At 58.6% G+C, this 26,175-nt stretch carries 23 protein-coding genes; 18 read left to right on the forward strand and 5 right to left on the reverse strand.

Features of this window, described 5'->3' with window-relative positions; genetic code table 11:
* Positions 1 to 13 precede the first annotated feature (13 nt).
* The 3 genes from V0U79_RS08445 to greA all read left to right on the forward strand — a co-directional run bounded on the left by V0U79_RS08445 (position 14) and on the right by greA (position 5,492).
* Entirely contained in the window at positions 14 to 1,549 is a 1,536-nt protein-coding gene (locus V0U79_RS08445; RefSeq protein WP_330199056.1) for a peptide ABC transporter substrate-binding protein, read from the forward strand.
* A gap of 117 nt (positions 1,550 to 1,666) precedes the next feature.
* The gene (carB, locus tag V0U79_RS08450; RefSeq protein WP_330199057.1) at positions 1,667 to 4,981 is read left to right on the forward strand and encodes a carbamoyl-phosphate synthase large subunit; all 3,315 of its coding nucleotides are present in this window, start codon (positions 1,667 to 1,669) and stop codon (positions 4,979 to 4,981) included.
* 37 nt (positions 4,982 to 5,018) lie between these two features.
* Entirely contained in the window at positions 5,019 to 5,492 is a 474-nt protein-coding gene (gene greA, locus V0U79_RS08455; protein WP_330199058.1) for a transcription elongation factor GreA, read from the forward strand.
* Between the two features lie 65 nt (positions 5,493 to 5,557).
* On the opposite strand, the gene V0U79_RS08460 is transcribed toward greA, so the two are convergent.
* Together V0U79_RS08460 and V0U79_RS08465 are read right to left on the reverse strand one after the other, a co-directional pair.
* Positions 5,558 to 7,477 (reverse strand): M56 family metallopeptidase, encoded by a 1,920-nt coding sequence (locus V0U79_RS08460; RefSeq protein ID WP_330199059.1) that lies wholly within the window; start codon positions 7,475 to 7,477, stop codon positions 5,558 to 5,560.
* Positions 7,477 to 7,842: a BlaI/MecI/CopY family transcriptional regulator gene (locus V0U79_RS08465; protein WP_330199060.1), complete on the reverse strand. Its 366-nt coding sequence runs from the start codon at positions 7,840 to 7,842 to the stop codon at positions 7,477 to 7,479. The genes V0U79_RS08460 and V0U79_RS08465 overlap by 1 nt, the downstream gene beginning before the upstream one ends.
* A 111-nt stretch (positions 7,843 to 7,953) precedes the next feature.
* Here V0U79_RS08465 and V0U79_RS08470 point away from each other — a divergent pair, with 111 nt between their 5' ends.
* The 6 genes from V0U79_RS08470 (at position 7,954) to V0U79_RS08495 (ending at position 13,700) form a co-directional block, all read left to right on the forward strand.
* Positions 7,954 to 8,868, forward strand: a complete 915-nt coding sequence (locus V0U79_RS08470) for a mitochondrial fission ELM1 family protein (RefSeq protein WP_330199061.1) — start codon at positions 7,954 to 7,956, stop codon at positions 8,866 to 8,868.
* 8 nt (positions 8,869 to 8,876) lie between these two features.
* Positions 8,877 to 9,389: a protein tyrosine phosphatase family protein gene (locus tag V0U79_RS08475; RefSeq protein ID WP_330199062.1), complete on the forward strand. Its 513-nt coding sequence runs from the start codon at positions 8,877 to 8,879 to the stop codon at positions 9,387 to 9,389.
* Between the two features lie 65 nt (positions 9,390 to 9,454).
* Positions 9,455 to 10,399, forward strand: coding sequence for a thioredoxin-disulfide reductase (gene trxB / locus V0U79_RS08480; protein ID WP_330199063.1), 945 nt, complete (start codon positions 9,455 to 9,457; stop codon positions 10,397 to 10,399).
* Positions 10,400 to 10,494: 95 nt separating this feature from the next.
* Complete coding sequence (locus V0U79_RS08485) at positions 10,495 to 11,691, forward strand: DUF547 domain-containing protein (protein ID WP_330199064.1); 1,197 nt, start codon at positions 10,495 to 10,497, stop codon at positions 11,689 to 11,691.
* A 112-nt stretch (positions 11,692 to 11,803) separates the two neighbouring features.
* Positions 11,804 to 12,802, forward strand: a complete 999-nt coding sequence (locus V0U79_RS08490) for an aldo/keto reductase (RefSeq protein ID WP_330199065.1) — start codon at positions 11,804 to 11,806, stop codon at positions 12,800 to 12,802.
* A gap of 4 nt (positions 12,803 to 12,806) precedes the next feature.
* Positions 12,807 to 13,700: a LysR family transcriptional regulator gene (locus tag V0U79_RS08495; protein WP_330199066.1), complete on the forward strand. Its 894-nt coding sequence runs from the start codon at positions 12,807 to 12,809 to the stop codon at positions 13,698 to 13,700.
* 290 nt (positions 13,701 to 13,990) lie between these two features.
* On the opposite strand, the gene V0U79_RS08500 is transcribed toward V0U79_RS08495, so the two are convergent.
* Both V0U79_RS08500 and V0U79_RS08505 read right to left on the reverse strand, forming a co-directional pair.
* Positions 13,991 to 14,458, reverse strand: a complete 468-nt coding sequence (locus V0U79_RS08500) for a Dps family protein (protein WP_330199067.1) — start codon at positions 14,456 to 14,458, stop codon at positions 13,991 to 13,993.
* 98 nt (positions 14,459 to 14,556) lie between these two features.
* A complete protein-coding gene (locus tag V0U79_RS08505; protein WP_330199068.1) occupies positions 14,557 to 15,762 on the reverse strand; it encodes a pyridoxal phosphate-dependent aminotransferase in 1,206 nt (401 codons plus the stop codon).
* Between the two features lie 379 nt (positions 15,763 to 16,141).
* On the opposite strand from V0U79_RS08505, the gene V0U79_RS08510 reads away from it, so the two are divergent.
* The 3 genes from V0U79_RS08510 to V0U79_RS08520 all read left to right on the forward strand — a co-directional run bounded on the left by V0U79_RS08510 (position 16,142) and on the right by V0U79_RS08520 (position 18,093).
* Complete coding sequence (locus tag V0U79_RS08510) at positions 16,142 to 16,279, forward strand: hypothetical protein (protein ID WP_330199069.1); 138 nt, start codon at positions 16,142 to 16,144, stop codon at positions 16,277 to 16,279.
* Between the two features lie 91 nt (positions 16,280 to 16,370).
* Positions 16,371 to 17,039 carry a hypothetical protein gene (locus V0U79_RS08515; RefSeq protein WP_330199070.1) on the forward strand — a complete coding sequence of 223 codons (669 nt, stop codon included), beginning with the start codon at positions 16,371 to 16,373 and terminating at the stop codon, positions 17,037 to 17,039.
* Positions 16,996 to 18,093, forward strand: coding sequence for a threonine aldolase family protein (locus V0U79_RS08520; RefSeq protein WP_330199071.1), 1,098 nt, complete (start codon positions 16,996 to 16,998; stop codon positions 18,091 to 18,093). Before V0U79_RS08515 ends, V0U79_RS08520 begins: the two co-directional genes overlap by 44 nt.
* On the opposite strand, the gene V0U79_RS08525 is transcribed toward V0U79_RS08520, so the two are convergent.
* Positions 18,090 to 18,617 (reverse strand): response regulator, encoded by a 528-nt coding sequence (locus V0U79_RS08525; protein ID WP_330199072.1) that lies wholly within the window; start codon positions 18,615 to 18,617, stop codon positions 18,090 to 18,092. The two genes, V0U79_RS08520 and V0U79_RS08525, sit on opposite strands and share 4 nt — an antisense overlap.
* A gap of 114 nt (positions 18,618 to 18,731) precedes the next feature.
* Here V0U79_RS08525 and V0U79_RS08530 point away from each other — a divergent pair, with 114 nt between their 5' ends.
* The 6 genes from V0U79_RS08530 to V0U79_RS08555 all read left to right on the forward strand — a co-directional run bounded on the left by V0U79_RS08530 (position 18,732) and on the right by V0U79_RS08555 (position 25,993).
* Positions 18,732 to 19,310 carry a lipocalin family protein gene (locus tag V0U79_RS08530; protein WP_330199073.1) on the forward strand — a complete coding sequence of 193 codons (579 nt, stop codon included), beginning with the start codon at positions 18,732 to 18,734 and terminating at the stop codon, positions 19,308 to 19,310.
* A gap of 85 nt (positions 19,311 to 19,395) precedes the next feature.
* On the forward strand, positions 19,396 to 21,513 hold the full coding sequence (gene uvrB, locus V0U79_RS08535) for an excinuclease ABC subunit UvrB (protein WP_373696457.1): 2,118 nt from the start codon (positions 19,396 to 19,398) through the stop codon (positions 21,511 to 21,513).
* 165 nt (positions 21,514 to 21,678) lie between these two features.
* Positions 21,679 to 22,734: a GmrSD restriction endonuclease domain-containing protein gene (locus tag V0U79_RS08540; RefSeq protein WP_330199075.1), complete on the forward strand. Its 1,056-nt coding sequence runs from the start codon at positions 21,679 to 21,681 to the stop codon at positions 22,732 to 22,734.
* Between the two features lie 1,096 nt (positions 22,735 to 23,830).
* On the forward strand, positions 23,831 to 24,049 hold the full coding sequence (locus V0U79_RS08545) for a hypothetical protein (protein WP_330199076.1): 219 nt from the start codon (positions 23,831 to 23,833) through the stop codon (positions 24,047 to 24,049).
* Positions 24,050 to 24,664: 615 nt separating this feature from the next.
* Positions 24,665 to 25,306, forward strand: coding sequence for a helix-turn-helix domain-containing protein (locus tag V0U79_RS08550; protein ID WP_330199077.1), 642 nt, complete (start codon positions 24,665 to 24,667; stop codon positions 25,304 to 25,306).
* A gap of 384 nt (positions 25,307 to 25,690) precedes the next feature.
* Entirely contained in the window at positions 25,691 to 25,993 is a 303-nt protein-coding gene (locus V0U79_RS08555; protein ID WP_330199078.1) for a hypothetical protein, read from the forward strand.
* Positions 25,994 to 26,175: the final 182 nt, after the last annotated feature.

Raw genomic sequence — 26,175 nt, forward strand, 5'->3', positions numbered from 1 at the left:
GCTGACCCGGAGAATGGCCCTTCTCGCTGGTCTCGCAACAACCGGCCTTGCCGCCTGCTCCGGACGCCGCGCAGCTCCCTCAGGCCTGTTGCGCGTGGCCATCGCCAACCAACCGGACTCGCTTGACCCTGCTATCGGCCAGTTCGCCGCGTCAGCGCTGCTCTACAAACAGCTCTTCATGCCTCTGGCGGATTATGGCAACGATCTTCGTCTGGCCCCCGGTCTGGCAGAGCGGTGGGAGACTCCCGACAATGGCAGGACCTGGCGGTTTTTCCTGCGAGACGATTTGCGCTGGTCGGACGGGCGCATGCTGACGGCTGACGACGTCGTCTGGTCCGTTCAGCGTTTTCTCGATCCTGCGACCGCCGGTGGCGAGCTGGGCGACTTCTTCGCGGTTGAAAACGCGCTTTCCGTGCTGGCGGGGGACGCCCCCGTCAGCGCACTGGGCATCAACGCGCCATCGGCCAATATCGTCGAGTTCCGGTTGAACCAGCGACTGGGCCTGTTCCCGCTATTGATGCGGGAATTCTATCCTTTCCCGCGGCATATCATCGAGACACATGGCAATGACTGGGTGCGGCCCGAGCATTTCGTCGGATCTGGCCCGTTCACACTGGCGGGACGGGGCGCTCTGTCTTTCGATCTGGTCCGCAATGATTATGCAATCCGGCCAGCCTCCGTGCCCGCTGTCAGGGTCGATGTTGTAGACGAGCCCTCGACAAGGGTGCGCATGTTCCGCGCCGGCGAATTCGACCTCGTTGAGCAGCCGCCGGCCATGCAGATTGCATCCTTGCGCGAGCGGCTGGGCGCCCAAATCCAGAGCTTTCCGGCGCCGAAGTTCACTTATCTCAAGATCAATCTCAGGCGGCCGCCCCTCGATCAGGTGGCGTTGCGGCGGGCCATGTCCGTGGCGATCGACCGGCGTTTCCTGGCCGAGCAGATCCTCGGCGGGACGGCAATCCCGACGGAGTCCGTGATGCGCCGGGGGATCATCAGTAATGCCGGCGTCGATCTCGCCCGGACCTATCTGGAACAGGCCGGCCTGACCGGCGCGAACCAGCCCCGGATTGTTCTCCGAACGACATCAGGAGAACGGGAAAGGCTGGCCATCGCCATCGCGGACGACTGGAACCGCGCAGGAATCGAGACCGAATTGCTGGCGACAGCCCCTGTCGACCTCTATTCGGCTGTGGACGGTGGTGATTTCGATACAGCCCTGTCGCATTTCGACCGTGGCCTGAAGACCGACCCCAACTTCCTGATGGAACCTTTCACCCAGGGCGGGTTCGCGGACGATTCAGGATGGTTTGATCGGCCTTCCAGTGAAACCGAGCGGTACAATCTGGCCATTGACGGTGCGCGCAGCGAGGTTGCTGAGGATGTCCGGACCCGCCTTTATGCCAATGCCGAGGCCATTCTGCTGACCCGGCAGATCATCATTCCGCTGTTGCACGAACAGGCCCACTGGCTGATTTCCGAGCGCGTTTCCGGGCTGACAAACGGCGTTCAGCCACAGCTTTGGCGTGGGTTGAATGTCGGCGGTGCATAACCTCTCGCCAAGCGGACGAATCCGGTCTAAGACCGCCTCCTAGCACGACAACCAGACGCTCTTGCCGCCGCTGCAGCCCAGCGGCGAAATTTGCGCGCACATTCTGATGGGGCCGGAATGCCAAAGCGGACAGATATCAAAAGCATCCTGATCATTGGCGCCGGACCGATCATTATCGGCCAGGCTTGTGAGTTCGACTATTCAGGCGTCCAGGCCGTCAAAGCGCTGAAAGAAGAGGGTTTCCGGGTGATTCTGGTGAACTCCAACCCGGCTACGATCATGACGGACCCGGAACTGGCGGATGCGACCTATATCGAGCCGATCACGCCGGAAATGGTCGAAAAAGTCATTGCCCTGGAAAAACCGGATGCCTTGCTGCCGACCATGGGTGGACAGACGGCGCTGAACTGTGCGCTCGAACTCGACCGGCGCGGTATTCTCGAAGCGCACGGTGTGGAGATGATCGGCGCGAAGGCCGATGTCATCGACAAGGCCGAGGATCGCGAACGCTTCCGCGAAGCGATGGACAAGATCGGGCTGGAAAACCCCCGCGCCCTGGTCGTGTCCTCTCCGAAAATCAAGGACGAGAATGGCCGCATCATTGGCTATGATCGTGCCTCCGGCGCGCTCAAGGCCATGGAAGCGATCAACGAGATCGGCCTGCCTGCCATTATCCGCCCCGCCTTTACGCTGGGCGGGACCGGCGGCGGCGTGGCCTATAATCTCGATGAATATGAAACGATCGTCCGGGCGGGTATCGATGCCTCGCCCACCGGTCAGGTGCTGATCGATGAAAGCTTGCTGGGCTGGAAGGAATACGAGATGGAGGTTGTTCGCGACAAGGCGGACAATTGCATCATCATCTGCTCGATCGAGAATGTGGATCCGATGGGCGTCCACACCGGCGACAGTGTTACCGTCGCGCCGGCCCTGACACTCACCGACAAGGAATACCAGCGCATGCGGTCGGCCTCGATTGCCGTGCTGCGCGAAATCGGCGTGGAGACGGGTGGATCGAACGTCCAGTTCGCCATCAATCCCGAGGACGGGCGCATGGTCGTGATCGAGATGAATCCGCGCGTGTCGCGGTCGTCGGCTCTGGCGTCCAAGGCCACCGGTTTCCCGATCGCCCGCGTCGCGGCCAAGCTGGCCGTCGGCTATACGCTCGACGAGATCGGCAATGACATCACCGGCGGTGCAATTCCGGCCAGCTTCGAACCGACCATTGATTATGTCGTCACCAAGATCCCGCGCTTTGCCTTCGAGAAGTATCCGGGTGCCGAGAACATTCTGACGACTTCGATGAAGTCCGTCGGCGAAGCCATGTCGATGGGCCGCACCTTCAAGGAATCCGTCCAGAAGGCCCTGCGTTCGCTGGAAACCGGCCTGACGGGTTTTGACGAGATCGCCATCGAAGGCCTGGCCGAGGCGCCGGATGCCTATGCGCGCCGTGAAGCCATCTTTGCCGCCCTCTCCCGCCCGACGCCGGACCGGCTGCGCATCATCGCACAGGCTTTCCGCGAGCGCCTGACGGTCGAAGAGGTAAACGAGGCCTGTGATTTCGAGCCCTGGTTCCTGCGCCAGATCAGCGAGACTGTCGCTACCGAGGACCGGGTGCGGGCCAAGGGCCTGCCGGAGACGGCTGAGGGCTTTCGCGCCCTGAAAGCCGACGGTTTTTCGGATGCCCGTCTCGCCCACCTGTCCGGCAAGACCGAAGACGAGGTTCGCAAGCAGCGCCGGGCTCTGGGTGTGCGGCCGGTCTACAAGCGCGTCGACACGTGTGCGGCCGAGTTCGAGGCCGTCACGCCCTACATGTATTCAACCTATGAAACCGGCCCGGTCGGCGAACCGGCGGATGACGAAGCCCAGCCGAGCGACCGCAAGAAGGCGATCATTCTGGGCGGTGGCCCGAACCGGATCGGCCAGGGTATCGAGTTTGATTATTGTTGCTGTCATGCCGCCTTCGCCTTCAATGAAAGCGGCATTGAATCCATCATGGTCAACTGCAATCCGGAGACGGTTTCGACTGACTATGACACGGCGGACCGGTTGTATTTCGAACCGCTGACTCTGGAAGACGTGCTGGAGCTGATCGAGACCGAACAGCAATCCGGCGAATTGCTGGGCGTCGTAGTCCAGTATGGCGGGCAGACGCCCTTGAAGCTGGCCAATGCGCTGGAAGCTGCCGGCGTTCCGATCCTAGGCACGCCGCCGGATGCCATCGACCTGGCGGAGGACCGCGAGCGCTTCAAAGCCCTTCTCGACAAGCTGGATCTGAAACAGCCGCCAAACGAAATTGCGCGCTCGGAAGAAGAAGCCATGGCTGCTCTGGACCGGTTGGGTTTCCCGCTGGTGCTGCGCCCGTCCTATGTACTGGGCGGACGCGCGATGGAAATCGTGCGCGACCGTGAAGGCATGGAGCGCTATCTGCGCGAGGCTGTGGTGGTCTCGGGCGATACGCCGCTGCTGGTCGATCGCTATCTGGACAATGCCGAGGAAGTCGATGTCGACGTTATCTGCGATGGCGAGGACGTCTTCGTGGCCGGTGTGATGGAACATATCGAAGAAGCCGGCGTGCACTCTGGCGACTCGGCCTGTTCGCTGCCGCCCTTCTCACTGTCCGGCGAGATGGTCGCCGAACTGGAAGCCGAAGCTGTTGCGCTGGCCAAGGCCATTGGCGTCAAGGGTCTGATGAATGTCCAGTTCGCGGTGAAGGACGGCACCATCTATGTGCTTGAGGTCAACCCGCGGGCTTCCCGTACCGTTCCTTTCGTGGCCAAGGCGATCGGTGTTCCGGTTGCCAAGATTGCCGCAAAAGTCATGGCCGGGGAAAAACTGGCCAGCTTCAATCTCGAAAAGCCGGCTCCGAAACATGTGGCGGTGAAGGAAGCCGTCATGCCGTTTGCCCGCTTCCCGGGCGTCGATCCGGTTCTGGGGCCGGAAATGCGCTCGACCGGCGAAGTGATGGGGATCGACACCTCGTTTGAGTCCGCCTTTGCCAAGTCGCAGCTGGCTGCCGGTGTGAACCTGCCACGCAAGGGCGCGATCTTCATTTCGCTCAAGGAAACCGACAAGCCGCTAATGGTCGAGGCTGCCAAGGCTTTTGCCAATCTGGGCTTTGAAATCCTCGCCACCAAAGGCACTGCCAAAGCCTTCGAGGCGGCCGGTATCGCGGTACGAACGGTCAACAAAGTCTATGAAGGCCGCCCGCACATTGTCGATGACATCAAGAACGGCAAGGTTCAGATGATCGTCAACACGACGGAAGGCCGGCTATCCCACAAGGACAGCTATTCCATCCGCCGGACGGCGCTTGAGATGAAGATCCCCTGTTACACCACAGCGTCCGCCGCAGTGGCGGCCGCAAGGTCGCTCGAGAAGATTGATGATGGCGCGCTTGAACCGCGGGCCTTGCAATCCTACTCTAGCTGACCAATCTGTTGCAGGACTGACTGCGAAGTATCCGAAAATGACAAAAATTCCGATGACCGCCGAGGGCTATCAGGCTCTCGACGAAGAAATGAAAAACCTCAAATCCGTTGAGCGCCCGGCCGTTATCCAGGCGATCTCGGAGGCGCGCGAGCATGGCGATTTGTCCGAAAACGCGGAATATCATGCTGCCAAGGAACGCCAGGGCTGGATCGAGGGCCGGCTGGCGGAAATCGAGGACAAGCTGGCGCGCGCCCAGGTGATCGACGTTTCCAAGCTGGATGGCGATACCGTCAAGTTCGGCGCGACCGTTACCGTTGTGGATGAGGATACCGATACGGAGTCGGTCTACAAGATCGTCGGCGAGGACGAGGCTGACGTAAAAGCCGGCAAGATTTCCATTACCTCTCCGATTGCCCGCGCCATGATCAACAAGGAGATCGGTGACGTGATAGAGGTGAATGCGCCCGGCGGGCTGAAATCATACGAGATTCTGAACGTCGAGTGGATCTGATCGCTCCTTGATCCAGACACAAAAAAGCCGGCCAGATGGCCGGCTTTTTCTTTATCGGCTGATGCCTAGAAGCGAACGTTTGCCGTTCGCACAATCGCCATATTGGTCGAACCGTCATCATCCCATTCGACGCCGTCTTCTGTTGACTGACCGATGACGTCATTGAACGCGACGCTCTGACCACGGGCGACCGTCACGTCCTCCATCCGATAGAAGATCGTAGACCAGCCCGTACCGTGATCAATCACGGCGTACCGGCCGTATTCGTCTTCGCTAGTATCAATTCCCACATGCGTGACCCGGCCATCAGCAGGCGCACGAACGATATCATCGTCATGATCCTCGAACCGCAGCCGGCTTTGCTCGCCACTTTCCTCATCCATGATGTCGATCAGCGCCGTATCATTGTCTTCCTCACTCACCGAAAACCGGATGGGGCGGTTCTCGTCATCGCGGAAGCGCAACAGAACCTCTTCATCATCGCCGTTGCTGACGCTGAGATGCGGGAGATCTTCGCCTTCATATTGCAGCGTTATTTCTTCGGAGCCCCCGGCTGGCGATTGCACATTCAGATTCGCTTGCCGGCCGTCTTCATCGACAAAGTCAATGGATACGAAATCCCCTTCGTCGTCCTCGCGCAGACTGATCCGGATCGGATTTCCGTTATTGTCTTCGCCACTGATGTTGAGCGATGTCGAAACGCCGGAGGCATAGGCGCCGATGGCTGCCCAGTTAGCGGGATTCTGGAGGATGGATTCCTCAGAAATATCGCCAATCGATTCAAGTTCTTCCAATCGCTTCAGCGATTCCAGTGGCGAGGATTCGATAACGGACCGCAGCGTGTTGACTTCGCTCGACTGCACGATGGCTGCAGATGCCAGTGTCGTAACCGGGACCGAACCGGCCGGATTGGCAACCGAAGCTGTTGCAATCGCCTGGGCGGCGCAGGCCGGCGCGACAAGCGCGGTAAATCCCGCCACCACGCCGATTTTGACCAGAAGGGCCTGCCGGTTTTCCTGATGTCCGGACAGAATTGCTTTGATACGCATAACTTTACTCCTCTTGTGATGCGTTCCGAAGGCCATGACCTTCGAATTGACAAGCGGCTCTGCCCTCGCCGCCTCGACCAACGCGCCTGCATAGGCACGCCGACGTTCTTTCCCGAGAACGTCGAGTGTTTCCGCATCGCATGCCATTTCACGGACATGAGCGAGACGGCGTTCAACCCAGCCCAGCATCGGGTTGAACCAGAAAACAACGGAGAAAATTTCGCCGATGATGCGATCCCATTCGTCGCCGCGGCGGACATGGATCAGCTCATGGACCAGCGCCAGTTCGGCCGTCTTCCGGGCCGATTGCTGCGCCAGCCTTTTCGGCAGGAATACTCTTGGCAAAAGCCCGATCACGAAGGGTGATATCGGTGCATCCACGACACGCAGACCGATCCGACGCCGTGAAAGCTGTAATGAACAGCGCCACCGCTCGAAAAGATCCTGCAATTCGCCGTCGGCGGACTGGCTGTTCGCCATAAGCACTGATAACGCCAATCGCCGGATCGCAAAGCGGCCGAGCGCAAAAAGAGCGCCTGCCAAGTAAATCAGAGTGCCAAGTTTTGCCCAGGGAATATTCATGGGCTCTGACGCTGCTGTGCCGGCCTCGCTGCGCGGCTCTCCCGTTTCAACCGCGACAGGCTGACCAGCGGTGGTGCTCCGGACGATTTCGATAAGAGGGTCAAGCGCGGCCAGGCTGACCGCCTGCTCACTGCCGGCCGTGTCATTTTCTATCAGGCGATCGCTGAAATTCAGGGCCAGAACAGCGACCATGAATGGCAGGATCGCCAGGACTCTCACGGTCCGCCAGATCAGGACGCGGTCATGCGGATCGGAAAAATGCTCGTCAGCAAAAGACGATATCGCCGCACCGGCCAGGCTGAACAGCAGGCTGACAATCGCTGCCAGTGTCATTGCCGGGATCAAATCGCCCATCACGACTCGTCCTCCTCGAGAAGACGTGTCAGTTCAGCCAGCTCCTCTTCATTCAACAACTCACTATCGGCGAAGGCGGACGCGGGCATTGACCCGCCCATATCGAGCACCTTCATCGAGAAATTGCGGATGATGCCGCCAAGCAGGCTGACCTTCTCTTCAGCCGCCTGAAAAACGGCAAGGCCATGCGAGTCGCGCCGCCGGACCAGACCTTTCTCGACCATCCGGTTGAGATGCGTCCGGGTCGTCGAATAGGACCAGTCACGTTTTTCGGAAACGCGCTGGTGCAGTTCGCGCGCGGACAACGGGCTTTCCTCCCAGAGGACTTTGAGAATATCCAGTTCAGCACCAGTCGGTTCGGTCATGATGTTATCTCGCATTGTTGTTACATTTGTAACATCAACATTATTCTTGTCAAACACTTTGCCAATGAATGCGGCAAACGCTATCGGTGACTATCCAGTTTCAGGAAGCTCATGTCAGAACAAGCTGTCGAAATCTGGGCGGTCGCTGATACCCGCCGTGGCGTCGAGAACCAGGCCATCGGCCTGGCCGAGGCGCTGTCCCGTGTTCTCGGCGGAAAGGTCCATCGCGCAGTGATCCGCGATGACGGCTATGTAACGCTGCCGGATGCTGACAATCCGGCCATCTGGATCGGGTGCGGCCGGCCCGCCATCGCTGTCGCGCGGCAGCATCGCAAGAGCTATCCCGACGCCCGCTTTGTGTATGTTCAGGATCCGCGCGGTCACTACGGACAATTCGATGCGATTGTCGCCCCTCAGCATGACCGGCTTTCGAAACCCAATTCGCTTTCAATGATCGGCTCGCCCAACCGGCTCACACCTGAGCGGTTAGCAGCTGAGAAGGCCCGATTTGACGACCGCATCGCGCAGCTACCCGGCCCGCGCGCGGCGGTGTTGATCGGTGGCCCCAACAAGCGGCTGAAGATGAGCCCGGCTGTGACGGCCGCGATTGCACAGAGATGCCAATGGGTGTTGGAACAGGGACATTCGCTGATGGTGTCGACCTCCCGGCGAACACCGCTTCCGCTTCGCCAATTATTGGCCGGACTTGAGGAAAATGAGCGCTGCTGGGTTTATGATGGCGAGGGCGAAAATCCGTATTTCAGCTTCCTCGCGGCGGCTGACCGGATATTCGTGACGGAGGACTCGACCAATATGCTGACGGAGGCAGCGTTCACGGGAAAACCTGTCTACAGCCTTCCGCTTGATGGCAATCCCGGGAAGTTCCGGCTTTTGCACGCAGCACTTGAGGCCAAGGGCATTTTGCGGCCATTCCTTGGACGATTGGACGATTGGACCTATGTGCCGCTGGACGAGACCACTCGTATCGCCACCCTCCTGGCGCGTCAGTTTTCACGCATTGAATGAGGTTTAAGATGATCCGCTTCGTACTCGGTTTTTTCCTGATGCTCACCGCCTGTGCGGCGGCCGACGACATGCCAGAGCGTGTCACCGCGATCCATAATGATGTCTGGCTGGCGGGTCAGCCGAGCCCGGAGCAATTGCAAAGCTGGGCGGATCAAGGCCGGACCGTGATCATCAATATCCGTCCTGATGACGAAATGGCGCAGCTACCCTTCGACGAAAGCCAGCTGGCGCTGGAAGCGGGCATGACCTACGCGCAGTTCGGTGTCGGCGGCTCGGCAGGGTTTAACCCGTCCATGACATCTGCCCTCACCTTCCAGCTTAACCTGCACGAAGGCGAGAATATTGTTCTGCACTGCGTTTCCGGCACGCGGGCAGCGCATATCTATACAGCGCATCTGATCGAAACCGGCCAGGTCACCCCGGCTGAAGCCAATTCTCTCGGACTGGCCCCACGCGGAGAGCTCAATCCGATTGTCATGCGACAGCTTTCTCCACGCTTTGCTGCGGCTTTTCCTGAATAGGCTTGTAGGCAAAGCCCCGATCACTAACTAAGCCGGACAATCCAGTCTGAATACGAGAGTCGTCCATGTCTGATACCCGTCACAGCAAAGTCGTCATTATTGGTTCGGGAGCCGCCGGATACACGGCGGCCATTTATGCGGCCCGGGCCATGCTGGAGCCGCTGCTGATTGCCGGGCTCCAACCGGGTGGCCAGCTGACGATTACCACGGACGTAGAGAATTATCCGGGCTTTGCCGACGTCATCCAGGGCCCCTGGTTGATGGAGCAGATGCGCGCGCAGGCAGAGCATGTCGGGACGGACATCGTGTCCGACATCATTGTCGAGGCCGATCTCTCCCAGCGCCCCTTCGTGCTGAAAGGTGATGGCGGCACGGTCTATACAGCCGACAGCGTCATCATTGCCACCGGTGCCAGTGCGAAATGGCTGGGGCTTGAATCCGAAGAGAAATTCCAGGGCTTCGGTGTATCGGCCTGCGCCACATGTGACGGGTTTTTCTACCGCGAAAAGGAAGTTTTCGTGATCGGCGGAGGCAACACTGCCGTCGAGGAAGCGCTGTTCCTGACCAATTTTGCCAGCAAGGTAACGCTTGTGCATCGCCGTGATGAATTACGTGCAGAAAAGGTGATGCAGGACCGCTTGTTCAAGCACCCCAAGATCGAAGTGATCTGGGATACAACGCTCGAGGAAATTACCGGTGACACCAACCCGCCAGGCGTCACGGGTGTGCGCCTGAAAAACGTCAAGACCGGCGAGATCGAGGATCGAGCTGCGGACGGTGTTTTCATCGCCATCGGCCATGCGCCGGCGACCGAATTGTTTACCGACCAGCTTGAAACAAAGGCCGGTGGCTATCTGGTTACCACGCCCGACTCCACGGCAACGTCCATCCCCGGCGTGTTTGCGGCTGGCGATGTAACAGACGACGTTTTCCGTCAGGCGGTCACGGCCGCTGGAATGGGGTGTATGGCCGCCTTGGAAGCCGAACGTTTCCTGGCAGCCAACGAATAGGCTGGTCGTTATCTGAATTCGAATTAATTTGGTTGCAACAGCGCCTTATAACGCGCTGACATAGCAAGTTGGCCGGATCATTTATGGGGACCGGAATGATTAAGCTTATACAGGTTTTCGGGTTGGCCTCGGCACTCGCCCTGGCCGGGCAGGCTGTCGCCCAGACCGAAGCTGACAACCGTTTCGAGCGGTTCGCGCCGTCAACGACGGACTATGGCCGGTCGCATGTCGACTATTCGACGTGGACGATGATGTTATCGGAAATCGTTCTGAATGTCGGGTATTCCGACCGCCGGTCGCCGCGGCGCGATGTCGGTGCCACCGGAACGCGTGTTTTTACGGGCAATACCAGCCGTTTCCGGTTCGAAGCCAACCGGGTGATCTATCACCTGGTCGAGGACTTCCATCTCGATGCCATCACGCAATACCGGCAAGAGCTGGAGCAGGTTCCGGAGCAACTCAATTTTGCGCGCCTGTCACCGGACGAGCAGCTGGCCTACTGGTTGAATCTCTACACGGTCGCCACCATCGAACAGGTTGGCCTCGTCTATCCACAAAACGATATGGAGCGCACACGCGCCGCCAATAGCGAGCTGCATTATCTGGATGCGCCCGTGGTGACCGTCATGGGTCAGCCGCTGAGCCTGAACGATATCCAGTACAATATCGTGTATCGTTTTTGGGATGATCCACGCGTCATATATGGCTTTTTCAACGGGACGATCGGCGCGCCCCGCGTCATGCGTGAGGCCTATGATGCCAGCCGCGTCTGGAGCCAGCTTGAGTCCAATGGACGCGAGTTTGTGAACTCTCTTCGCGGGGTCGACAATTCGCCCCGCAGCCTGATCATTTCGCGTCATTATGAACGGGCGCGCGACACTTTCTTCCCGAACTGGCCCGAGGATGTCCGCGATCACCTTTCCGCCTTCGCGGGCGAGGATGTAATGGAGTTGATCGACAGTGATATTCCGGTCCGCCCGACTTCCGATGAGTGGGGCATTGCGGACATGACGAATGGATCCAATCGCTGCGGCGGATCCATAAGCCAGACCGTCTCCACGGGCAGAGGCGGCACCGGTTCCGGCCGCGACGCGATGTTTTGCGGCGGTTTGCCGGACAATGCCCGCATCCTGCTGGACTTTGTTGTCGAGCGCCGGATCCGGCAGTTCCGCGATGGCTCACTGGGCAATGTCTATGTGCGTGACCTTCCCGACCAGAATATCGTCATCGACATGAGCGAGGACGATGACGAGAATACAGAAGAGGAAACTGACGGCGAAATCTCGAACTAGCCCCGGATGACAAGCACCGGAAAAGGCGGCCCCGACGGGCCGCCTTTTTTGTGGATCGCGGGTGCCATTCGCGAATATCGGGTCTAAGCTGTCAATAAAAGGGAGGACTCAGATGGATCAGCGCAATATTGGCGATTTTTCCGTATTTCCGATCGGCCTGGGCTGCATGGGTCTTTCGGCCTTCTATGGCCCGCCGACAGAACAGGCTGAAGCGATCAACCTTCTGCACAAGGCGATCGACCTAGGCGTCAATCACTTCGACACAGCCGAAATGTACGGGATGGGCGCCAATGAGAAGCTGCTTGGCGAAGCCTTCGCTGACCGGCGCGAAAAGGTAAGAATCGCCACCAAGTTCGGGCCGAAATTCCTGTTCGATGAAAATGGCAAGCCGACAGGCACAACGATTGACGGGACACCGGAAAATATGCGCCGCGCCGTCGAGAATTCATTGCGCTATCTGCAGACTGACGTGATTGATCTCTATTACCTTCACCGGGTCGATCCGAAAGTTCCGATCGAGGAAACCGTTGGCGCCATGGGCCAACTGGTCGGCGAAGGGAAGGTTCGCGCCATCGGCCTTTCAGAGGCGTCCGCGGAAACCATTAAACGCGCGCATGCAACCCATCCGATCTCGGCCGTCCAGAGCGAGTACTCGATCTTTTCCCGTGATATCGAGACCGATATTCTGCCGACCCTGAGGGCCATTGGCGCCACGCTTGTTGCCTATTCTCCGCTGGGCCGTGGTCTGCTGACCGGTGCCATGACCACGGATAACAAGCCCGGCGGGGAAGGCGAGTATCGTCAGGGTGCGATGCAACCGCGCTTCGCCGATGGCGCCTACGAAGCCAATCTGGCGCTCGTGGATGAGGTCAAGGCAGTAGCCAGCACGCATGATGCCCCTCCCGGGCAGGTTGCCCTCGCCTGGGTGCTCGGGCGCGCCGACAATATTGTGGCCATACCGGGAACGACGAAGTTGAAAAACCTGCAATCCAATCTCGGCGCCGCAGATATTGCCCTGAGCGGAGATGAAATTGGCCGTTTGAACACGTTGGCCGACAAGGTCCAGGGCGCCCGCTATAACGAACAGGGCATGTCGGCGGTCAATCGCTAACACCATGGATTGGGACAAGCTGAAATCCTTTCACGCCGCGGCCGAGGCCGGTTCGCTGACAGCGGCAGCTGATACGCTCGGCCTGTCCCAGTCGGCCCTGAGCCGCCAGATCACCGCGCTTGAAGAACAATTGGGGATCAAGCTTTTCCATCGCCATGCCCGTGGCCTGCTCCTCACCGAGCCCGGAAAACTGCTCTATCGGGCGGCTCATGATATCTCTGCCAAGGTCGCGTTGGCAGAAGCCATGGTGGCGGACTCCCGGGACAAACCGTCAGGCGATTTGCGGGTAACAGCACCGACTGCCCTTGGCGCGATCTGGCTGGCACCTCGCCTCGCCGCCTTTAACGCGGCCTATCCGGACATACGCATCCGGCTGCTGCTGGACGATCATGAGATCGACATCGCCAATCTTGAAGCCGAATGCGCCATCCGGCCCTGGGCCTCAACACAGAATGATCTCGTGCAGCGAAAGCTGATGCAGGTGCCCCAGCACCTCTACGCCAGCCGTGGCTATCTGCAGAAACGGGGCGTTCCGGCCAGCCCTGCCGATCTCGACGATCATTCATTTGTGCAGTACGGACCGCCTTCCATGGCGCCGATACCGAATCTGGATTGGGGCACACGCCTCGGCCGGGCCGAAGGGCAATCGCCGCGGGAAGCCATTATCGAGGCCAATACGATCAATGCGGTGATGAAGGCAGCCGAAGCCGGACTGGGCATTGCCAGTCTTCCCGACTATGTCGCACGCGAGAACGAAAAGCTGGTCCGTGTCCTGCCCGAAATAGAGGGGCCGGTCTTCGAGGTATACTTCGTCTACCCTGAAGAATTGCGGGGATCTAGCCGGATCAGCGTGTTCCGTGACTTCCTGATTTCCGAAGCAAAGAGCTGGGCTGGATAGCCAGTTCGGGTGCTGTCTGACCCGATACTTGAGCCTTGCAAATCTGCATAACCGTTATTCCGGAATGTCTCTGGTCCTGTCGACCGCTTTGCATCATATACCCACCCGAACGAAGCGAGAGCACACGTTCCCCTTCTGAGTTTGCATACTGTCTCCTCCCCGACATTGTATGCACATCGCGCCGGGACCCTTTCCCTCCCCTAGGGCCCGGCGCTTTAATTTTCACAGATGTGAAAAAAGCCCCGGCCGATTGGCCGGGGCTCTCTTTTTCAGACTTGGCGAAATCCAGATCAGCCCAATGTGGACCGAAGCATCCAGGCCATTTTCTCGTGGGCCGTAAGGCGCGGCGTCAGCACGTCAGCCGTTGCTTCATCGCCATTGTCTGCAGCGTCCCGGAGCGCCCCACGAATCGTTGCGGCAACCTGCTCATGGCCAGCAAGGAGATCAGATATCATTTCGTTGGCATCGGTTTTGGACGCCTCTGACCTGATTTCCGCATGCTTGTCCATCTCGCCATAGGACATGGGGGCTTTGACGCCCAGAGCCCTGACGCGCTCGGCTATCACATCCGTTGCCATCCACATTTCATTGTACTGGGTTTCAAACAGCATATGCAGATCATGAAAGCGCGGGCCGGTTACATTCCAGTGATAGGCGTGTGTCTTGAAATAGAGCGCGTAGGTATCCGCCAGCACCTTGGTGACAGCTTCCGCCATTGTCTCGCGCTTGGCCTGATCCATTCCCATCGATATCGACATCGGACATCTCCTTCAGATTTCTGACCGTTGATGAGATTTATCGCATTCCTCCTTGTATAAATCCAATAAATCTTTTGCGTCGATATTATCATATATTTCTATGATATATTTGCTGCGAAATTCTTCAGGCGCTGTCCGGCTTTGATCAGGGCCTCGTCATTCGTGGCATAGGAGATGCGAAAGCCGGGCGAGCCACCAAACGCTGCCCCGGGGACAACGGCAACGGCTTCTTCCTCGAGCAGGGCATTACAGACATCAATATCGGTTTCCATTGTCTGCCCCTTGGGCGAGCGCTTTCCAATCCAGTCAGAACAATCTGCAAAGATATAGAAAGCGCCCTCAGGCGTGGGGGCCGTCAGACCCTCGCATCCGGCAATATCTGCCAACATCCGATCGCGTCGACGCAGGAAAGCCGCATTGCGATCGGTCAGGAAATCCATGGAGCCATTCAAGGCGGCCACAGCGGCCCACTGGCTGATAGAACTCGGGTTAGAGGTTGTCTGCGACATGACCTTCCGCATGGCCGCAATCAGCTTCTCCGGCCCACCGGCATAACCGATCCGCCAGCCTGTCATGGCAAAAGCCTTGGAAACGCCATTCGTCGTCAGGGTCCGGTCATAAAGATCCGGCGCGACCTCGGCGAATGTCGAGAAGACAAAATCGCCGTAAACGATGTGCTCGTACATATCGTCCGTCATCACCATCAGCCGGGGGTGCTTGCGGATCACCTCGGCCAAGGCGGCAATTTCATCGCGTGTATATCCTGCCCCCGTGGGATTGGACGGTGAGTTGAATATCAGCCATTTGGTCGCTGGCGTTATGGCGGCGGCCAACTGGTCCGGGGTAATTTTGAAACCGGTTTCGATCGGGGCGGGAATGGACCGCGGCTCGCCACCGCAAAGCCGGACCATCTCTGGATAGGAAACCCAGTAAGGCGCGGGGAACAGGACCTCGTCACCGGGATTCAACGTCGCCACAAGCGCATTGTAGATGATCGGTTTGCCGCCGGGAGCGACCGAAATCTCTCCGGGCGCATACGACAGATTGTTCTCGCGCCGGAATTTAGCAGCGATGGCGTCCTTCAACTCAGGAACACCATCGACCGGCGTATACTTGGTCTTTCCAGCATTGATCGCCTCAATGGCGGCCTGTTTGATGTGATCGGGCGTGTCGAAGTCCGGCTCGCCCGCGCCCAGCGAAATGACGTCGACGCCCATAGCGCGCAATTCCCTTGCCTTTTGCGTGACGGCAAGTGTTGCGGACGGCTGCACCCGCGACAGCGCATCAGATTGTTTGAAGACCATTTCGACTCCGGATCAGAACTGCGCGAGGACCGTAACGAAGGCCGGTGTAGAGGCCAAGCGGCTTGACCCCATTTCCGCCGCATTTGCCTTCGCATTGCCCCGAACGTCTTCAACATGGCCCGAATTCGCCCTTACCGCGCCCGCATGCAAATCGATTCTTTAACCATCGGACGATTTAGGGGAGATGTGCGATGGCCAGACCGGGTAGTATAAATGCTTCCGCGATATTCGGGCTTGCGCTCGCTGCCGGAATGTTCGCTGCGACGCTGTATCTCAGTCAAAGCCAGGCGCCGTCGAACCTGATCATGACGGTTCATAGCGAGGGCGCAAATCAGGAGTCAGGTGTCGAAAACACTGCTCTGCAAGAAAGGGAAGCACGATGAAAATTCTGCGCAAAACCGCTTCGCCTGCCAAACTGCCGAACGTCCGTGGCTATGGCGTCCTGAACCGCACTGGCAGCGCCTCTGTGGCCGCACTGTTCGACGCACGCCGCAAGGCGAGCAAAACCCAGAAATAAGCTGTTGTCCGCCCCAAAAAGGGTCGCGCTCCGTTTTCTCATCGGCTATGTCTGATTGAGGCGGGGCAATTGATCTTACCGGGGCGGGCGTTTGCAGCTTCGTGCGTTCAGCTTTTCATTGCCGTCCCTGCCAAAACGGCGGTTTGCCGCCGCATTTGGAGCGGTCTGTGTTCATGCCGGACTGGCCATTTTCATATTCTCTGTGAAACACGACCCGGTCGTTCCAGTATCGGTTATCACTGATATCGTCATTGTCGCTGAACCAGACGAAGAGCTGTCGCAGCTGCCCGAGCCTGACGAAGTTACCGAAACTGCCGCCATTGCGCCAGGTCCACAGCCAGAAACCACAGCCAGTCCGGTCGCCTCGCTTCCTGCCCTGCCTCCGGTTTCCGCCAGAGCTGGCGAAACCGAGGCTGCGGATACAGAACCAGAATCGAACCTCGTTTATCCAATCAGCCCGGGAACCCGGTCGGTGTTACAAGGCCTGCAATGCCCCGGTGATCCGGATGCCTTTGCCCGCACAGGGCTCTGCCCGCAGGGAGCCGGACCCCACACCGCCATGGCCGCCGCCGATGAAAGCGCGGCCGATTTTATTACCCTCGACACCGGTACCATCCGTTCAATGTTCGGGCTTGCCCCTCATGCATTGGCCGGTCAGGCGGCGCTGGATGGCGGAACGCAGAGAACGGGTCTGGCCAATTCCGACTCGATTCGTGATGCCCTGCCCGCCAGTCAGCCCGATCCAGCATTCGGCGATTGACGATCGTGATCAGGTGCCGAATGTTTTCGCCATGAAATTCCTTTCCGACACAACGTCTCCGGCGCATCCCGATGTCCTGGCCGCTCTGGCAAAGGCCAATGAGGGTTATGCGCCCAGTTACGGCAATGACCCGCTGACTGCGGAATTGCGGGAAAGGCTGGCGGCGCTTTTCGGGTGCGAGCTGGATATTGTTCTGACAACCAGTGGCACCGCGTCGAATGCGCTGGCGCTTTCGGTTCTGTGCCCGTCGCATGCCGTGATCCTGTGTCATGACGAAGCCCACATCCATCGTGACGAGCGAGGCGCACCGGAATTCTTCACCGGTGGTGGCAAGCTTCTGCCGTTGAAGGGCGATCATGCGAAAATCGATCCGGCATTGCTGGCCGCTGCACTGGCAGAATGGCCGCAGGATTTCGTCCACACGACACCGCCGCGGGCATTGTCGATTTCGAACCTGAATGAATCGGGCTGTGCCTATTCGCCCCGGGAGCTGATGGAGCTGACCGCTCCGGCGAAGGCCAAGGGGCTGAGTGTGCACCTGGATGGCGCGCGCTTTGCCAACGCGCTGGTCTCGCTCGGCTGCTCGCCCGCGGACATGAGCTGGAAAGCCGGGGGCGATATTCTCTGTTTTGGCGCGACCAAGAACGCGGCTTTGGGCGCCGAGGCCATCATTCTCTTCGGTGAGACCCGCGACCGACTGGGCGAGTTGCAGGCCCGGCAGAAGCGGTCAGGCCATATGGGTCCCAAGGCCCGCTTCATTGCTGCGCAGATGTGTGCCTGGCTGGACAATGATCTGTGGCTGGATCTGGCCCGGAAAGCCAATTCAGCAGCCAGGGAGATCGAGCGTTTGCTGATGCGATCGGGTGGCGCGGAAATGGCGCACCCTGTTGATGGCAATGAGGTTTTCGCCCGTCTCGATCCGGTACTCGCTGATCAGCTACAAAAGGCCGGTGCCGGCTTTTATGCCTGGCCGGACGGCTCGGCCCGCTTCGTGGCCAGCTGGTGCACCAGCGCGGAAGAGCTGGCAGCGTTTGAAGCCGCGATCAACGGCTAGGCGACATCCAGATCCTCTTCCAGATCATCGTGCTGCTCGTCGGTTGAGCGGCGCCACGGGCCGGTATAGGCAGAATCCTGGCGCCGCCGTCGATCCGGACCGAAATAGTCCGGCGCGCGGACAAAGCGCCGCGGACGCTCGATCAGCGAGACAATCCGCTCGAACAGGTCGATCGGCCGCACCGGTTTGGCGAGGTATTCATTGACGCCGGCATTGATGGCCTGGAGCACGCGCGAGCGCTCGGTATGCGCTGTCACCATGACGATGGGCAGGTATTTGTTGGGGCTACGATCGTCATTGCGGACCAGCCGGGACAGTTCGAGCCCGTCCATTTCCTCCAGGAAAAGGTCAACGATGAGAATATCGGGGCTGAGGGTTTCAAGGTTCTGCCAGGCGGTTTCGGCATCCCGGCATTCGTGAATCGTACGCACGCCAAAGCCCTGCAGGATCGTCCTCAGGATCGCTGACATATGCGGGTTATCCTCAACAATGAGCACCCGGACGCGTTCGAAACTGCCCGCCATTTTCTTTCGCGGACCTACCTCTAGATTACACTTTGCCCCAGCCTTGAAACTGGTCCGATTGGCCTTAACCAAGGGTGTATGGCTAGAATAATTGTCATGAACGGAGAAACCGGAATGCGCCTCAAGCCATTTGCCCTTGTCAGTCTTTGCCTTGCGCTGGCCGCCTGTTCGAGCCCGCGCGACCGCCTTGCCGGCGATGAACCGCCGCCAGTGGCGGACAATGTGGACATCGAGCGTTATCTCGGCACCTGGTTCGAAATTGCCCGCGCCGACCACTCCTTCGAGCGGAATTGTGACGGTGTTTCAGCCTTTTACGAACGGCGCGAGGATGGCGCGATCCGGGTCATCAACCGCTGTTGGAAGGGCGGGCTGGATGGCGAGCTTGAGGTGGCGGAAGGCCGCGCCCTGATCGCCGACCGCAATTCCAATGCCCGCCTTCGGGTGAGTTTCTTCGGTCCTTTCTTCGGCGATTACTGGATCCTCGACGTGGCGGAGGATTATTCCTGGGCCGTGATCTCCGAACCGGCGGGCCGCTATCTCTGGATCCTGGCGCGCGAGCCGCAGATGGACCCAGCGCTTTTGCAGGAGCGCCTCGATTTCCTGCAGGGGCTGGGTTTTGACACGGACGGGCTGATCTATCCCGACCAGTGGGAGAGTGCCGCCGCCGCGCCGACAGACGGCCTGCCCGGATAGGCGGAACAAACTGGAAACTTCCATCCGCAATCCCTATACCTGAGCCATGGCCCGACTCACTGCCGATGACAGCGCCGTCCAGGACATGGGACAGGCGAATTTCACGCCCGAACCGGTGGCGAATACCCCTGCCGCCTGGGTGCCGCACCGGCCCGAGCGCCCGGAAAAGTCGGAGGGCGGAGTCCGGTTTGAGTGCGTGTCGGAATATTCTCCGACCGGAGACCAGCCCACCGCGATATCGGAGCTGGTCGGAGGCCTCAATGCGCAGGAAAGAGACCAGGTTCTGCTCGGCGCCACCGGTACCGGCAAGACCTTCACCATGGCGAAAATCATTGAAAGCGTTCAGCGTCCGGCGCTGATCCTCGCCCCGAACAAGACGCTGGCCGCCCAGTTATACGGCGAATTCAAGAGCTTCTTTCCCGGTAATGCGGTCGAGTATTTCGTCTCCTACTACGACTACTACATGCCCGAAGCCTATGTGCCGCGCACCGACACCTATATCGAGAAGGAAAGCTCCATCAACGAGGCGATCGACCGGATGCGTCACTCGGCGACCCGGTCCATTCTGGAGCGCGATGATGTGATCATTGTCGCCTCGGTCTCCTGCATTTACGGCATCGGCTCGGTCGAGACCTACACGGCGATGACCTTCGAGATCAAAACCGGCCAGCAAATCGATCCGCGCGAGATCGCCCAGCGGCTGGTCGCCCTGCAATACACGCGCAATGACGCGGCCTTCCAGCGCGGCACCTTCCGCCTGCGCGGCGACGTGCTGGAAATCTTCCCGGCGCATTATGACGATAGGGCCTGGCGCGTGGATTTCTTTGGCGACGAGATCGAGCGCATCACCGAATTCGACCCCTTAACCGGTAAGGCGCAGGCCGAGCTCGACAGCGTCAAGATGTACGCCAATTCGCACTATGTGACGCCGCGCCCGACGCTTCACCAGGCGATTTCCTCCATCAAACAGGAGCTGAAAGTGCGCCTCAAATGGCTGGAGGAAAACGGCAAGCTTCTCGAAGCGCAACGCCTCGCCCAGCGCACCGAGTTCGACCTGGAAATGCTGGAAGCCACGGGCTCCTGCGCCGGCATCGAGAATTACTCCCGCTATCTCACCGGCCGCAAGGCGGGCGAGCCCCCGCCCACCCTGTTCGAATACCTGCCCGAGGACGCGCTGGTCTTCGTCGATGAAAGCCACCAGACCATTCCCCAGCTGGGCGCCATGTATCGCGGCGACTTCAACCGCAAGAAAACGCTGGCCGATCACGGCTTCCGCCTGCCCTCGGCGCTGGATAATAGACCGCTGAAATTCGAGGAATGGGACCTCATGCGCCCGCAGACGATCTGCGTCTCGGCCACGCCCGGCGGCTGGGAGCTGGACCGCACGGGCGGTGTGTTCACGGAACAGGTCATCCGCCCCACCGGCCTCGTGGACCCTCCTGTGGAAGTCCGCCCGGTCTCGAAGGATGGCGCCAGCCAGGTTGATGATGTCATCGACGAGGCGCGCGCCACGGCAGAGCGCGGTTTCCGCACCCTCATCACCACGCTGACCAAGCGCATGGCCGAGGATCTCACCGAATACATGCACGAGCAGGGCCTGAAGGTCCGCTACATGCACTCGGATGTGGATACGGTGGAGCGGATCGAGCTGATCCGCGACTTACGCCTGGGCGTCTATGACGTGCTGGTGGGGATCAACCTCCTGCGCGAAGGCCTCGATATTCCCGAATGCGGGCTGGTCGCCATTCTCGATGCCGATAAAGAGGGATTTCTGCGCTCGGAAACCAGCCTGGTGCAGACGATTGGCCGCGCCGCGCGCAATGCCGAGTCAATGGTCATCCTCTATGCCGACAATATCACCGGCTCCATGCAGCGGGCGATGGATGAAACCGACCGCCGCCGCGAAAAACAGGAAGCGCACAATCTCGAACACAACATCACGCCGAAAACCATCACACGCGGCATCTCGGATGTGCTCGAAGGCGTGATGGAGAAGACAGCGAAAGGACGCTCAGCGAAGGCGCGGGACCGGAAGCAACGGAAAGGCTTGACCACTCGCGAAGAAAGCGCTCAATTTGAACCCAACAACCTCAAGGCGGTGATCGCCGATCTCGAAAAACAGATGCGGGAGGCTGCGGCCAATCTGGAATTCGAGACTGCTGCCGATCTGAGAGATCAGATCAAAGCCCTGGAACAGGACTAGGCAGCAGAAGCGGCGAGGCGGAGCCTGCCCTCACGAAAGTGAGGGTGACGAGATCAAGGGGTTGGAGGGGGAGTAGGTAAAACCCACACTTTTCATGACCGCTGAGATTTTGCGGGAAACGTCGCTCACATTGTTAGAATCGAACCCACAAGCAAGGCAATTAAAATGGTTAATACCAATCTCGAACAATATACTATTGCCGACTTCATCCAGTGGGATCAAGAAAAATCCCTTACATTAAATCCATACTTTCAAAGAAAAGGCGTCTGGACACCGGCAGCCAAGACATATTTGATTGATACAATACTTAATGACATGCCGATCCCGAAGATCTACATAAGATCAAAAATCGATCTAGAGACGCAAAAATCAATAAGGGACGTCGTTGATGGCCAGCAAAGACTGCGGGCAATTTTAGACTTCGCAAGAAGCAAATTTAGACTAACCCCTAGATCAAAACACTTTAAAGGCTTGAGCTACGACAAGCTAAGTGACGAACTAAAACAACAGTTCCTAGGATACTCCTTAAGCGTCGATCACCTTTTGAACGCTAACGATGAAGATGTGCTTGAGATTTTTGCTCGTCTTAACTCATACTCCGTTGTCTTAAATCCACCGGAAAAACGTCACGCAAAATTCCATGGCGATTTCAAGTGGCTCATTGTCGAGCTCACTAAAAAATGGTCGGTATTGTGGGAGGAATACAATTTAGTTTCACTTTCGCAGCGTACGCGAATGATGGATTACTCTTACATGGCCGAGCTGTTCGGGATCATTCTTGAAGGCGTGAAAGACGGTGGCCAGGCCAACATAAACAAGCTGTACCAGAAGCACGACAAAACAACCGACGGTTTTGACGAGGCAATTAAAAAACTAGACAAAACTCTGAGCTTTTTGCTCGAGAACTTTGAAGCCGTATTGAGCAAGCCGCTAACTAATCAACCTCATTTTTTAATGTTTTTCGCTGCGGTCGCGTTTCATAGAGTAGGCATTCCGGAAGGCGACATCGCGGTGGATCAGTTCGGTCAGCTTGAGCGTGGCATACAGGATATAGAGGCCGCTAATGCAAATGTAGCAACGCTCGCGGACTACATTGAAAATGACTCAGCACCTAAAGATTTCACAAGCTTCCTCACAGCCTCCTCGGAGACGACGCAGCGGATAAAAAGCCGGCGAATACGGTTTCCAATCTATGTGAAAGCTCTTGCTGGCCAGTTTTAACCGGTGAGCTTTCTCGGCCACGATCCGTTCCGTAGATTCGTTCGCGAGGTCGAAAACCTCCGGTCAATCTTTGCGGAGGAACACGAAAGTGAGTTGCAAAACAGGCTTCTAACGGAGATTTGCGTTATCCGGCTCCACGACGCGTGGGCGCGATTTTGTTACCGCTTTATCATCGAATTAGCCGTCTCAGATGGTCAGTATGCTGATGGAAGCGCCCATGTACGGCCTGTGGTCTACAGCGACAAAGACGAAGTACTCCGTGCATTGCGCCGCAGCCGCCAATTTCGACACGAACCACTGTGGCACAACCCCTCGGATACGATTAGGGCGGCACAGATACTTCGTTTACCTAATTACTCTCGCTTGTCTTCTGGTTTCGGATCAAGCTCAATTGACGTCAATCATATCCGCGTAACTAGGAATTTTTTCGCGCATAAGAAACCCGAACTTCATGATAAGTTCAAAAATGTCACTCGGCAGCGTTCACCGATCGAATACGCTCGCCAAATACTTCGGCCTGATTTTAGCCGATACGATTTTTGGAGCACTCGAACTGTTCTTTACGCAAAAAATGTGTTGTAACGACGTGCTTTATTCTAACCACGAATATTTATTAGTTAATAACTCAAACTCTTAACTGGGCGGCAGTAATTTATTCGGTAGACGAGGCGGCATCGGAAGGCCATTCGCTTCGAGGTGGGCAATTAATTTCGGTTCTAGATGCGGCGACCAGCCATCATAGTTTGCTGAAATACAATGCCGACAAACCGTAAGATCATAGGAACGTAATTAGTCTCCATCGTACTTGTGCGGTCCGAACTGGAATTGTGATCCACACATCGGGCACTTCATCATGTTGCGAAAATCTGACATTTCGATCTCTTTCCCAAACTATAAGCTCTTTTCAGAATCTAAGTATGGATTCGATTCGCGCAGCGGGGGCTAAAGCTCTTATCCACGCCCTCCCCCACCCCGCATAAACCTTGCGGTTGATGGCGCCGCCGAACCTCTCCGATCTTAAAGCCGAAGCCGAGGCGATGCGTCGTTGCAAGCTGCGGTATGATAGGGTGAAAGGATCGATCAGGCAGAGTGATCCATGTTGCTAGAATTCAATGGCATTTCTTTAGACCTGAGCCTGATCCAGGGCCGTGGCGGCGCGATTCCCAATGCGCCTGGCATTTATGCGGAAATTCATTGGCCAACGATGACTATTCGTATTGGCGAAAGCAAAAATATACGGTCTCGAAACCTTGGCCATATCCGTTGGGCCGATAAACACCGCGCTGGCACCCACAATGAAAAAAACGAACCGTAGAGGACGGATTGTTGAACTGGTCAAGCAATGGGGCTCGGAAGGGCTTGAACATTTCCTGATAAGCGACGATCCGCGTTTAGCCGACCGGGAGTTGCGCGTGGAATGCGAAAAGTTCCTCCATGAATGGGCTCGGAATCAAGACCGGTTCGAAAACCTGAACACGCAAGTCAGCTATCGAACCCGCAATTGAATAAAGACGGCTGGGAGAGCCGCGGAATGGGTACCTAATGGCTCACTGCGTGGTTCGAGGCTGCCTACGGCAGCACCTCACCATGAGGTTGGTGGGGATTTAAGTTCACAACACACCTCATCCTGAGGTGCTCGCGATAGCGAGCCTCGAAGGAGGCTTCCAGTTGGTGTTTGGTTCGAGGCCCGGCTTCCCCGCTTTACCCGCTTTCGCGGGCACTAGCCGCGGGGACAGGTCGCCGGGCACCTCACTCCCCGGTCCAGTCGAGGACAGGCATGAGGTGGGTTTTTCAACTCGTCATGCCCCGGCTCGTCCGGGGCATCTCTATATGGGCGAGGTCCTCCGGTTAAACCGGAGGATGACGGTTTGGATGTGCACACGGGAAATGTAATCCACCCCTCTCCCGCCCCGCATAAACTCTGCGGTCGATGGCGCCGTCCAACCTCTCCGAACTGAAAGCCCGCGCCGAGGCCTTGCGCCGCGAAGGGGCGAGCATGGCCGAGGTGGCGCGCGCCGTCGGGCGCTCGCCTTCCACCGTCTATGGCTGGGCGGCGCAGGGCGGCTGGCGGTTGGAGGAGATTGAGGGGGAGGTTTTTTCTGATGCTCCGGCCCCTCCGGGCCGTCGATCCTCGCTTATTCCGGGCGAGCCGGAAACGCTGCGGACGCGCACTTGCGCTTTGCCCTTCCCTGAACGGGAAGGGGATGGGCCTGAGCATCAACAAGAACACTTTGCCCCCCTCGCCGCTACGCGGCACTCCCCCCGCGAGCGGGGGGAGAAAGATTTTATTTCGCCCGGCCTCACCCCGCTGGAAGCCGCCAAGGCGCTGCACCAGCGCTCGGCCGAGCTGGGGGCGGCGGGGCAGATCCGCGCCGCCGAGGCCGCCGCGCGCCTGGCCGAGCGCATCTTGCGCACGGAAGTCCAGCTGTTGCGTGCCGGGCTGTCCGACCCCGGACCTGACCCGGACCCCGAAGGCTTCAATGAATATGAGGGCGGTTACAGGGCCGAGCTGGAACGGCGCCTGAACAAGCTGCGCGCGGTGAAGGAGGGGCGGAGTCTGGAGGGGTTGTGAGGTTTGTGCTGGGTTCGTGGTTCGAGGCCCGGCTAACGCCGGGCACCTCACCATGAGGTGGGTTGAAATATCAGATTTCACCTCATCCTGAGGAGCCCACGAAGTGGGCCTCGAAGGACACTGGCGGTCGCGCTCTGGGCAGGCTTCGCCTGCCGATATCAGCACCTCATCCTGAGGTGCGAGCGGCTTGTCCCCGCGGAAGCGGGGAAGCGAGCCTCGAAGGACACAACCTTTCGAATTTTTAATCCGTCACCGGTCTTGCACGGGCGGAGCGGCAACCCATTTCAGGGGTGTTCCGGCGGGGAACCGCTGCTCTCCCCCTCCCCTCTTGGTGGCGGCCCGCCGGGAACACTCTTTGGAAACGAAGACACATGGGAGGTCTTGATGAGACATTCATTGATGCTTGCCCCGGTATTGCTTGCCAGTGTCAGCACGCTGGCGTTTTCGGGCGCTGCTGTGGCGCTTTCCGATGAAGCCGATACCTCCGCCGCCGACACGCGCGCGGACACGGCAATGACCGAAGCCGGCAACCCGGTTCCGGCCAGCGACCCTGTGGTGATCGACAAGCCGGACCTGCCGGCCGATACGGTCGAAACCACTGCCGTCTCCCCGGAAAAGGACGAGATTGTCCCCTCCGCTGACATGGCGGCCTCCGGCATGGGCGACAAACCGCACAGCGAAGGCTGATCCCCCGGCCTTCCCTGCCACACTGACCCCCGCCTCGACCCCTTCAGGCGGGGGTTTTCGGTTTTTCTTTGTGCTCCGGCCCCTCCGGGCCGTCGCTCCTCGCTGACGCTGCGGGCGCCCCAGCCTTGCATTCATTGGCGCGCTCTGGGCAGGCTTCGCCCGCCGGGAGTGGCTCATCCGGC

Source organism: Hyphobacterium lacteum (assembly GCF_036330345.1).
GTDB lineage: Bacteria > Pseudomonadota > Alphaproteobacteria > Caulobacterales > Maricaulaceae > Hyphobacterium > Hyphobacterium lacteum.

Coding starts and splice junctions, on each gene's coding strand:
- V0U79_RS08555 (WP_330199078.1), top strand. CDS start 25,691: ATGAGACATTCATTGATGCTTGCCCCGGTATTGCTTGCCAGTGTCAGC.
- greA (WP_330199058.1), top strand. CDS start 5,019: ATGACAAAAATTCCGATGACCGCCGAGGGCTATCAGGCTCTCGACGAA.
- V0U79_RS08445 (WP_330199056.1), top strand. CDS start 14: ATGGCCCTTCTCGCTGGTCTCGCAACAACCGGCCTTGCCGCCTGCTCC.
- uvrB (WP_373696457.1), top strand. CDS start 19,396: ATGGGACAGGCGAATTTCACGCCCGAACCGGTGGCGAATACCCCTGCC.
- V0U79_RS08525 (WP_330199072.1), bottom strand. CDS start 18,617: ATGGCGGGCAGTTTCGAACGCGTCCGGGTGCTCATTGTTGAGGATAAC.
- V0U79_RS08500 (WP_330199067.1), bottom strand. CDS start 14,458: ATGTCGATATCGATGGGAATGGATCAGGCCAAGCGCGAGACAATGGCG.
- V0U79_RS08495 (WP_330199066.1), top strand. CDS start 12,807: ATGGATTGGGACAAGCTGAAATCCTTTCACGCCGCGGCCGAGGCCGGT.
- V0U79_RS08460 (WP_330199059.1), bottom strand. CDS start 7,477: ATGGGCGATTTGATCCCGGCAATGACACTGGCAGCGATTGTCAGCCTG.
- V0U79_RS08490 (WP_330199065.1), top strand. CDS start 11,804: ATGGATCAGCGCAATATTGGCGATTTTTCCGTATTTCCGATCGGCCTG.
- V0U79_RS08510 (WP_330199069.1), top strand. CDS start 16,142: ATGAAAATTCTGCGCAAAACCGCTTCGCCTGCCAAACTGCCGAACGTC.
- V0U79_RS08505 (WP_330199068.1), bottom strand. CDS start 15,762: ATGGTCTTCAAACAATCTGATGCGCTGTCGCGGGTGCAGCCGTCCGCA.
- V0U79_RS08520 (WP_330199071.1), top strand. CDS start 16,996: ATGCCCTGCCCGCCAGTCAGCCCGATCCAGCATTCGGCGATTGACGAT.
- V0U79_RS08550 (WP_330199077.1), top strand. CDS start 24,665: ATGGCGCCGTCCAACCTCTCCGAACTGAAAGCCCGCGCCGAGGCCTTG.
- V0U79_RS08470 (WP_330199061.1), top strand. CDS start 7,954: ATGTCAGAACAAGCTGTCGAAATCTGGGCGGTCGCTGATACCCGCCGT.
- V0U79_RS08465 (WP_330199060.1), bottom strand. CDS start 7,842: ATGACCGAACCGACTGGTGCTGAACTGGATATTCTCAAAGTCCTCTGG.
- V0U79_RS08530 (WP_330199073.1), top strand. CDS start 18,732: ATGCGCCTCAAGCCATTTGCCCTTGTCAGTCTTTGCCTTGCGCTGGCC.
- trxB (WP_330199063.1), top strand. CDS start 9,455: ATGTCTGATACCCGTCACAGCAAAGTCGTCATTATTGGTTCGGGAGCC.
- V0U79_RS08540 (WP_330199075.1), top strand. CDS start 21,679: ATGGTTAATACCAATCTCGAACAATATACTATTGCCGACTTCATCCAG.
- V0U79_RS08475 (WP_330199062.1), top strand. CDS start 8,877: ATGATCCGCTTCGTACTCGGTTTTTTCCTGATGCTCACCGCCTGTGCG.
- V0U79_RS08485 (WP_330199064.1), top strand. CDS start 10,495: ATGATTAAGCTTATACAGGTTTTCGGGTTGGCCTCGGCACTCGCCCTG.
- V0U79_RS08545 (WP_330199076.1), top strand. CDS start 23,831: ATGTTGCTAGAATTCAATGGCATTTCTTTAGACCTGAGCCTGATCCAG.
- carB (WP_330199057.1), top strand. CDS start 1,667: ATGCCAAAGCGGACAGATATCAAAAGCATCCTGATCATTGGCGCCGGA.